The sequence below is a fragment of the Corynebacterium sp. ACRPE genome (genome assembly GCF_022347435.1).
Taxonomy (GTDB): domain Bacteria; phylum Actinomycetota; class Actinomycetes; order Mycobacteriales; family Mycobacteriaceae; genus Corynebacterium; species Corynebacterium tuberculostearicum_D.
In genome coordinates, this window is the sequence record NZ_JAKRNA010000019.1 from 32413 (window position 1) to 41162 (window position 8750).

At 59.6% G+C, this 8750-nt stretch carries 11 protein-coding genes; 6 read left to right on the forward strand and 5 right to left on the reverse strand.

The genetic code is table 11. From position 1 onward, the window contains the following. Positions 1-8: 8 nt before the first annotated feature. Together MHY13_RS09250 and bioB are read right to left on the reverse strand one after the other, a co-directional pair. Positions 9-281, reverse strand: coding sequence for a hypothetical protein (locus MHY13_RS09250; RefSeq protein ID WP_239282944.1), 273 nt, complete (start codon positions 279-281; stop codon positions 9-11). Continuing rightward, positions 281-1261, reverse strand: coding sequence for a biotin synthase BioB (gene bioB, locus MHY13_RS09255; protein ID WP_005326317.1), 981 nt, complete (start codon positions 1259-1261; stop codon positions 281-283). Before bioB ends, MHY13_RS09250 begins: the two co-directional genes overlap by 1 nt. Positions 1262-1339: 78 nt before the next feature. On the opposite strand from bioB, the gene MHY13_RS09260 reads away from it, so the two are divergent. Both MHY13_RS09260 and MHY13_RS09265 read left to right on the forward strand, forming a co-directional pair. Then, positions 1340-2650, forward strand: a complete 1311-nt coding sequence (locus MHY13_RS09260; RefSeq protein WP_239282945.1) for a M20/M25/M40 family metallo-hydrolase — start codon at positions 1340-1342, stop codon at positions 2648-2650. 22 nt (positions 2651-2672) lie between these two features. Next, positions 2673-3233 carry a hypothetical protein gene (locus MHY13_RS09265; protein ID WP_239279309.1) on the forward strand — a complete coding sequence of 187 codons (561 nt, stop codon included), beginning with the start codon at positions 2673-2675 and terminating at the stop codon, positions 3231-3233. Positions 3234-3255: 22 nt separating this feature from the next. Here the strand turns inward: MHY13_RS09265 and MHY13_RS09270 are convergent, their stop codons facing one another. Genes MHY13_RS09270 through MHY13_RS09280 form a run of 3 tightly spaced genes read right to left on the reverse strand, consistent with a single transcriptional unit; the run spans position 3256 to position 4743 of the window. Continuing rightward, entirely contained in the window at positions 3256-3561 is a 306-nt protein-coding gene (locus MHY13_RS09270) for a CHY zinc finger protein (protein WP_204610585.1), read from the reverse strand. Beyond that, on the reverse strand, positions 3539-4378 hold the full coding sequence (locus tag MHY13_RS09275) for a hypothetical protein (protein ID WP_204610586.1): 840 nt from the start codon (positions 4376-4378) through the stop codon (positions 3539-3541). The genes MHY13_RS09270 and MHY13_RS09275 overlap by 23 nt, the downstream gene beginning before the upstream one ends. After that, positions 4378-4743, reverse strand: a complete 366-nt coding sequence (locus MHY13_RS09280; protein WP_204610588.1) for a heme transporter — start codon at positions 4741-4743, stop codon at positions 4378-4380. The genes MHY13_RS09275 and MHY13_RS09280 overlap by 1 nt, the downstream gene beginning before the upstream one ends. A 118-nt stretch (positions 4744-4861) precedes the next feature. On the opposite strand from MHY13_RS09280, the gene MHY13_RS09285 reads away from it, so the two are divergent. The 4 genes from MHY13_RS09285 to MHY13_RS09300 all read left to right on the forward strand — a co-directional run bounded on the left by MHY13_RS09285 (position 4862) and on the right by MHY13_RS09300 (position 7992). After that, a complete protein-coding gene (locus MHY13_RS09285; RefSeq protein WP_239282946.1) occupies positions 4862-5296 on the forward strand; it encodes a hypothetical protein in 435 nt (144 codons plus the stop codon). After that, complete coding sequence (locus tag MHY13_RS09290; protein WP_239282947.1) at positions 5293-6093, forward strand: PrsW family intramembrane metalloprotease; 801 nt, start codon at positions 5293-5295, stop codon at positions 6091-6093. Before MHY13_RS09285 ends, MHY13_RS09290 begins: the two co-directional genes overlap by 4 nt. A gap of 95 nt (positions 6094-6188) precedes the next feature. Beyond that, entirely contained in the window at positions 6189-7385 is a 1197-nt protein-coding gene (locus MHY13_RS09295; protein ID WP_239282948.1) for an HNH endonuclease signature motif containing protein, read from the forward strand. Positions 7386-7413: 28 nt separating this feature from the next. Beyond that, positions 7414-7992, forward strand: coding sequence for an LURP-one-related/scramblase family protein (locus tag MHY13_RS09300; protein ID WP_239282949.1), 579 nt, complete (start codon positions 7414-7416; stop codon positions 7990-7992). Positions 7993-8750 lie beyond the last annotated feature (758 nt).

The window sequence follows — 8750 nt, forward strand, 5'->3', positions numbered from 1 at the left end:
CCCCGATGCTAGCTTTCGGGCAGGTGCTCTACATAAAGCCACTCCGAATCCAGCTCCCCGTGGCGCGAGCACTTAGTGTGCCAGCCATCGGGGCGCACCTGGGCCACCATGCGGCGGCCACAGATCTGGCAGTAGCGCGGCACGTCGAGGCCGGCTGCAGCCGCGGGGTGCAGCGTGAAGACCTCTTCGATCGGCTTGCCGGTATTCGGATGGAAAATCGGCTCGTCCCCAGAAAGAACGGCTGCAGCCAATTCGGATGTTGGCTCGGATAAACCAGGCACTACAGGGCCTTAATCGGCAGGTCGATGCGGTGCAACATATCCACATCCTTTTCAATCTGCTGGCCCAGGGTAGTCAGGTAGTTGCCGGCGATAATGGCGTTGATGCCGCCGAGCAGGCCGCGCTCAGTGCCGTCGTCGCCAAGCGAAAGCTCGCGGCCACCAGCAAAGCGCAAGGTGGTAGACGGCATGGCCAGGCGGAACGCCGCCACGGCGCGCAGGCCTTCACCCAAGGGAACCAGCGGGCGATCCGCGAAGGGGGTGCCCGGGCGCGGATCAAGGAAGTTCATCGGTACCTCGCACGGATCAATCTCTGCCAGCTGCGCGGCGAACTCGGCGCGCTGCTCCAGGGACTCGCCCATGCCGATGATGCCGCCGCAGCAGACCTCCATGCCCACCTCGCGCACGTAGTCGAGGGTCTGCTTGCGCTCCTCCCAGGTGTGGGTGGTGACCACATTAGGGAAGAAGGAGCGGGAGGTCTCCAGGTTGTGGTTATAGCGCTGCGCGCCCATATCCTTCAGGCGCTGCGCCTGCTCGCGGGTCAGGGTGCCCAGCGAGCAAGAAATCTCGATATCGACGGCGTCATTAATTGCGGCAATCGCCTCGCCCACCTGGTCCAGCAGGCGATCGTCCGGGGACTTCACTGCGGCCACGATGCAGAACTCGGTGGCGCCGGACTTAGCGGTCTTCTGCGCCGCCTCCACCAGCTCCGGGATGTTCAGGCGCACGGCGCGCACCGGGGACTCAAAAAGGCCGGACTGGGAACAGAAGTGGCAATCTTCTGGGCAGCCGCCGGTCTTAATGGAGATAATGCCTTCCACCGATACGTCCGGGCCGCACCACTTCAGGCGGGTCTGGTGGGCAATATCGGCGATCTCCTCCAGCTGGGAATCCGGAACCTGCAATACCTGCAGTAGCTCTTCCTGGTTGAGGCCTTTGCCTTGCTCCAGGGCTTTCTCACGGGCGATGTCAACGATGCTCATGGTGGTAAACCATACTTGAACGGCGTTCAACTTTGGTTAAAACCACATATAAATCTGTGCGGAACTACCCTCGGGGGCATGACGCTTTATGATGACACCCTCTCCCTCCTCCAAGAGCTTATCCGCAATGCCTGCGTTAATGACCTCACCCCGGATTCCGGCCACGAGGTACGCAATGCGGATAGCCTGGAAAAATTCTTCGCGGGCGAAGACGTGCAGATTGAGCGCTTCGAGTCCCACCCGGGCCGCGTCTCCATCGTGGTGACCGTCCCCGGCGATCCGGACAAGGAACCGCTCACCCTCATGGGCCATACGGACGTCGTCCCCGTAGACGAGCCGAAGTGGACCAAGCCGCCTTTTGAGGCCCTCATCGAGGACGGCAAGCTCTACGGCCGCGGTTCCGTAGACATGCTCTTTATTACCGCCACCATGGCCGCCGTCACGCGCGAGGTCGCCCGCACCGGTAACACGGGCGGCACCCTCGCCTTCGTCGGCATGGCCGATGAAGAGGCCCGCGGCGGCCTTGGCGTGCGCTTTATGTCCGAGAACCACCCCGATGCCTTTTCGTGGAAGAACTGCCTGTCTGAGACCGGCGGCAGCCACCTGCCCGGCGCGGTGGGCTTCAACGTGGGAGAAAAGGGCGCTGGCCAGCGCCGACTGCACGTACATGGCGATGCTGGCCATGGCTCCACGCCTTATGGCAAGGACTTTGCCATCGTGAAGATCGGTGAGGTCGCTCGCCGCATCGCCACCGCTGAGCCGCCCACGGCCTCCAATGAGATCTGGGAGGGCTTCGTGCGCACCTTCAAGTTTGATCCCCAGACGGAGCAGGAGCTTATCGACGGCACGGGTGACTACTCCAAGTTCGGCAACCTCGACGCCTACGCCCACGCCTTTAGCCACACCACCATCGCCGAGACCGTCCTGCGCGCGGGCGGCGCCATCAATGTGCTGCCTTCGCACGCTTACCTGGAAATGGATGTGCGCCCCTTCCCCGGCCAGACCCAGGAGGATCTGGATGACTTCCTGCGCAGCGCCCTCGGGGACATAGCCGATGAGGTAGAAATCGAGCACCTCATCACCGAAGATGCCACGCAATCTTCCACCGATACCGAGCTCTGGCGCGCCATTGAGGCCACCTCCAAGGAATTCTTCCCCGACAAGGACGTTGTCCCAGTTCACGCCACCGGCGGCTCCGATCTGCGCTTCGCCCGCCGCAAGGGCGGCAATGCCTATGGCTTTGCCATGCACGCCGAGGGCCGCGATATGGCTAGTGCCAATTCGCAGCTGCACAGCCACGACGAGCACCTCTACCTAGAGGACCTCGAGCTCACCGTGCGTGCCTACCGCAGCCTGGTCAATCGCTTCCTAGGCCTGTCACAGGCGTAACAAATGTGGCAAGATGTCTGGCATGAGCTTTGCACGTAAGTCCGCGCTGCTATCTGCAGCTACCGCCCTGACCGTAACCCTTGCCGCCCCTGCCGCTGCCCATGCCGACGCCGTTGATAATCTCCTCGACAAGATGCCTGCCGGCCAGATTTCCTGCTCCCAGGCACAGCAATACTGGACCAACTCCGCTGACTACAACCAGAAGAAGTCCCAGGCCCTCGCCGTTGCCACCGTGCACCCACGCGGCAACGAAGTCCGCGGCGCCATCGGCCGCATGGATGAGGCCATTGCCCGCTGCGGCCTAAACGGCACCACCGGTCAGGGCAAGCCGGTCAACACCGGCGGCCAGCGCGGCAATGCTCCTGCGCCAAAGCCGGCACCGGCCCCTGCCCCAGCGCCAGCCAAGAACGCCAAGGTCATCGAGCTGGGCACCATCCCTGGCCAGCCGACTGTCGACGTCCCCTTCCTGGGCCAGACCTTCCGCATCCCGGACGCGGCCAAGATTGCCCAGAACGCCGTATCCCAGTTCCAGCTGCCACAGATCCCGCAGATCCAGCAGCTGCAGCAGCTGTCTTCCTTCTAAGACACTGACTTGGCCGGACCGCTTAGCGGTCTAGCTGAAAATAGATCCCGGCATGCGCACTGCAGCCGGGATTAAATTTATGCCCGCAGTAGGGACAGGCAGGCGCGGCGGAATAGGCGTGATAGTTCATTTCGGTGCGGCAAGCGCCGCAGAGGACCGAGGGGGCGTCGACAAGCATGGGCCCAAACTCATGCTCAGTGAGCTCGGCATGGCACAGCGCGCAGGCAAAATACTTCCCGCAGGTGGCGCACTTATTGGCCACCACGTCCAGCGGGGAATGCCAATGCTTGCACCGGCCCTCCGCATCAATCGCGCCGTGAATCTTCATGGCCGTCAGCATACGCGCCATTCTGCTGCCACTGGTGCTTCTTTTCTTCAGACTTTTTGGCATTGCGCACTGCCTGAATGCCCACCACAATGGCAATGATGATCGGCACCCACACCTTGCTGTAATCCATGAGGAATACGAGCCAGTCGGGCAGATCGATGTCGATGTTGAAGTCGAGATTCGGCACCGGCAGCTCTATCTGCGGAAACTCCGGCACCGGGAGCGCGATATCCGGCAGGTTAATCTCCGGCAGCTCCCAATCCGGCAGCAATCGGGACAAAATGCGGCTGATGATCGGGCCTAGCACGATCACGCCAATGGCCCAGCCGGACTTTCCCAAGCCACCCAAAAGCGGATACAGCACCCGTTTAAAGGAGCTTTCCTCCATGGCGTGGCGGCGCTTTTCCCCCACGGAGCCGGCCGGGGGATCGAGGGCGACTGCCTCCTCCCCATTGCGGTAGTAGACGTCGAGGAGCTCGCCAAAGGGGGAGGCTTGGATATCTAGGTAAGGCTTGGTTCGCGGGGCGGAGTTCTCGAGCAGGGTGAGGTCTTTTTCGATCTTCTTCTTAAGTGAATAGCGGCCCGCACGCGGCCGATCGTGGCGGCTGCGTACCTGACCGTTCACCACAATCTGCAAGCGTGGGCTCGGGTTCTTCCGCCAGAGCCGGAGGCGTTCCGGCAGGGTGGCATCGCCTGGAACCGGGGTGAAGTCCTTCGCTTTCTTAGGCCACTGGCCCATCTCCGCGAACTCGGCATCATACCCGCGCTGCACCTCGATGGTGCCCACTTCGGGGTGCTCTAGGCGCCACGTTTCCATTAACTCTTCCCTGCCTTAGAGCCCACCACGGCGCCCAGCCTGCTCGCGGCCCATGCCAGGAAAACAAATACCGGGAGGTATATCCAGGTGCCTTCGTTGAAGTACAGGGACATGGCGGCAAAATAGGCCAACCCTGCCACGCTAAAGATGGTCCAGGAGGCGCGGAAGGTGGCGCCGTCGGCAAGAGCAATGACCACCGTCAGCACGGCCATGAGGATGAGCAGAACTACGCCGGAGACTAGGTGATAGACCGCGGGCGGAAGGCCAACAAAGACCGCGGCCATGGCGACGGGTGCCCACCACTGCCACCACACGCGGGTGGGCTCGTCCTTTGCTTCTGCTTCTTCCGCTAGCTCCTCAAACACGCACCCAACCTATCACAGGGCTTGGCAGAACTTATGGGGGAGAAATCCTCCCTATGTCCGGCTTAATCCTCCCCGCGGAGGATACCGCGCTGAGCAGGGCATACCTAGCGTTGAGTGTATGAAAAGCACACCACTCATCCTCGCGGCGGGCGTGATATTTGGTGCCATCTACGGCACCAATGCGCTCCTGCCAGACATGTATGACAACCCCACCTCTGAGGTGCAGGCCGGCTCGGCTCGCATCCCCGGTTTGTCCTGCCTCGAAGAAGATGGCTCCACCACTGCCGAGCCGCGCTGGGACTGTGACGGCACCCAGATCCGCGCTAAAGAGGTCGGCGTACAGGACAAGGACCAAGCCACCCGCCGGTACCTCCGGGCAATGGGTGAAGGTACGGCCATGCCGGAAGGAGATATCGACCGCGACGGGGATAAGCGCACGCTTAGCGATGGCGACCTCGTAGCCATCAGCATCGAGGGCGATGGCCCCACCTCGTTCCTCTCCCTGCGCGGACCGCGCGCTGAAGAACTCGCCCAGGAGGTAGAAAAGGCATGAAGAATCTATATTGGCTATCTATCGCTTTCGGTCTGGTAGTTTCCGGCTTTTTCTTTGTTGATCGCCGTTTTACCGAGGTGGGGCTCATCGGTGCGCTCATCTGCGCTGGCTTGACGCTTGGACTGGGATTCTGGTGGTTTAGGCCGCGGCCGATGCGGCAGGGCATCCTATGGGGTGCGCTCGCCCAGCCGGTGGTGGTAAGCCTCAACGACCAAATGGTGGGGATCTCAGACAAGCTGGGGCTTACCTACCTGGACGCGGCCTTTTACTCGCCGCTTCCGGAGGAAACCATCAAGCTCCTCGGCGTCGTCATTATTATTGCGGCCTTTGGAAACGTGCGACATCCCTACCAGGCCGCCGCGATCGGCATGGCGGTAGGCCTAGGCTTCGATGCCATGGAAAACGTGCCGTTCATCCTGAACGCGGCCATCGATGACCTGGACGGCGATCTCTGGGGCGTGCTCATTACTGGTACCGGGCGAATCTTCACTGGCGCCTTTGGCCATGCGCTGTATACGGGGGTTGCGGCGTGGGGCGTCGGCAAGCTCTATGTGGGCGCGCGCCACGGCTACTGGCAGGTGGCCGGATTCTGGCTGGCCGCTATCGCCCTGCATACCTTGTTCAATGGCGCGACCATGATTGTGGGTGAATGGCCGGCGACCTTCCTCGTTATCGTCCTCATCACGTGGGCGCTTATTATCTGGGGTCTGCGATTCATACGCAAGCAGGACAAGAAATACGCGGCACAAAGCAGCGAAAATTCCCTCCCCACTAAAGATCCGGAATATAGCTCCTGAGCTGGTTCAATGTGGAGAAAAAGGCTCGTGTCCGAGGGGTGTTATAAGGTGTGAATCGTACACCAGTTCACACGATAATTTAGGTACTATGCGCCATGGAAGAACCCTACTTTTCCACGACCAACACCACCGACCCCACCACACGCTTAGCCTTTGAGATGCGAAAGGCGGAGTACGAGTTCTGGGTGAGCCAAGTCCCGGATCTCGATTCTGATTTCGAATTAGTTACCCAATCCCTCTACCGCACTACCGGCGTTAACGAAGGCCGGATCGGCCATATCCTCATGGCGCTGCACCGCTTGGAGGAGCTGCCTGAGCTGCAGGCCTTACAGCACCGCCTCTATCATTTAGACCTCGACCGGATTATTGCCATCAATAAGTCCCTCAACCGCTTGGGTAACCCCACACCGGAGGTAGTGGCGCGCATCGATGAGCAGCTTACCGACTACCTCACCCCTACCCGGCCGAACCAGACCATGCGTACGCAGGCACAGATCAAGCGCAAACTCAACGAGCTCATCAACCTCGCCGATGACACATTGGCCGTCACCCAGGGCCCTACACAGCCGCGCTACACCATGGAAAATTGGGGCGATAACACCTCGGCGGTGACTTTGAGTGCGGACCCGGCGGTTATCGCGAGCGTCGATAAGTGCGTCCGGCAGACCGCGCTGGAGCTAGATTGCTCGCTTGCCGACGCCGCCGTTGCACTCCTCACCGGCCGCACCCAAGCCCCCGAGATCATCCTCAACGCCTACAAGGCCACCGACGTGCCCAATTCCCCGGCGTTCATTGAGTCGGTGGGCTGGCTCGACCCGGCGCGCTCCAATGCGCTGCCCTACACTAAAATCCGGGAGATGGACCCTAACCACGAGGTCAAGGGCTATGTCACTCCCGCCGCCATGGCCGCGTACCTGGAAGGTTTCGACGGCACCTGCCGCTACCCCGGCTGCAACCGCCCGGCATCCGCCTGCCAGAAGGACCACCGCATCAACCACGCGGACGGCGGGCCGACCACCCCGGCAAACCTCGCCTGCTTATGCCAGCACCACCACAACGTGAAAACCGATGGCCGAGCCTTTTATGTCATGGACCCACATACGCGCGACATCATCTGGCTTTTTGAGGACGGCACCTGGACCACCACCGAACCCTCTGGCCCATTGGCGCAGAAGAACAAGAACTGGGTGCAGACCTTCGCCCAAACCATGACTGCCCACCGCGCCCGAGCATATGAAGAGGCGCAAGAACTCATGCGCCAGCAGAAAACCACCCCTAGGGAGGAGGAATAAAACCACCAGCTTCCCTACAGTGGCTGGTATGACGCAAAATTTGTTCACGCTAGATGAGCTCGTAATTACCCAGACTAAGTCCTTCCTCAACGATCAGTTCATGATCACCGATCTAGACGGCACTCCTGTGGGCACCATCCTTCAGTCCACCAGCCTCAAAGACATGGTGTTTAAATCCTCTCGCAGCTTGGAGGTCGCACTCACAGATGCTGAAGGCAACCCGCTACAGACGGGCATGACGATTTCGGACCCGCCGAATTTTCTGCGGGATACCTACGAGGTGCACTTGCCGGGAATCGAAAAGCCCATGGCCGTCATTACCAAGCGTTTCTCCATGCTCAAGACAAAGTTGGACTTGACCATGGAGGGTTTTGCCGACGTCGAAATTCACGGCGACTTCTGGGATTGGAACCTTTCCATCACCTCAGAAGATCGCCTGCTTGCTGACGTCTCTAACGAATGGACTGGCATGGGCAATTTCTTCATGGGCAAAAACACGTACCGCCTGCGCATCACGCCGGGCCTCAATGAGCAACATCACGCCGCCATCATCGGCGCCGTGATGAGCATGGATATGCTGCGCACCAAGCAAAAGAATAGCGACTAGGACACACAAAAAGAACCGGAGTGGAAAAGTATTTCCATCTCCGGTCTTGGTGGTGTGATGTTCACGATGGCAGCTCAGCATGGCTTTTCAAAAAGTGTCTCCCGAGCTGCGGATATGGAATCTCCCGAGTATTAATTCCGCTACTAAGGCGCTTCAATCGGCCGCAAATTAGGCCACAGAATCACCGCTAAACCGTTTCCTTCCCTTATCTAGCACATACTGTGGACATGAAAAACTCGCCAGCAGGACCAGACGAGCATTAGAACATTTGTTTTATAAAATCTCCCAGAGGTTTATCGGTCGACATTCCGCAACTGGATTGACAGTCTTATTCTTCCGGCTCCTCGGAACGCCAAGGTGCGGTTTCAGAACTGTAAGTTGTAAGCACCATGTCACACCACAGACGAGCAGCATTCACTGCAAGCTCTGCATGCCGCTGCTCTAGCCCCGACCGTAAACTCTTCCATTTCCTTTCCACTCTCAATTCAGTCTCTTAAAAAATACCGAAATAGACGAAACGCAACGCAGGACGCCTCATCTTGCGCTTCCTCTGAGTCTGTTGCGGCGGCAAGTGAACTACAAATTAGTAATGGAACGATTGTCCCAATAGTTAGCTTGCAAGATTCTGACAATTCAGCGGTCAAGTCCTGGGTAGTGGTGTATCTGTTTTCGAATCTGGGGTTAGTTTCATGGCGGTGGTTTAGGGGCCATCTCGGGGATAAGGGGTGAGGGTATTCACGCGGCGATCTCCTGGTTGT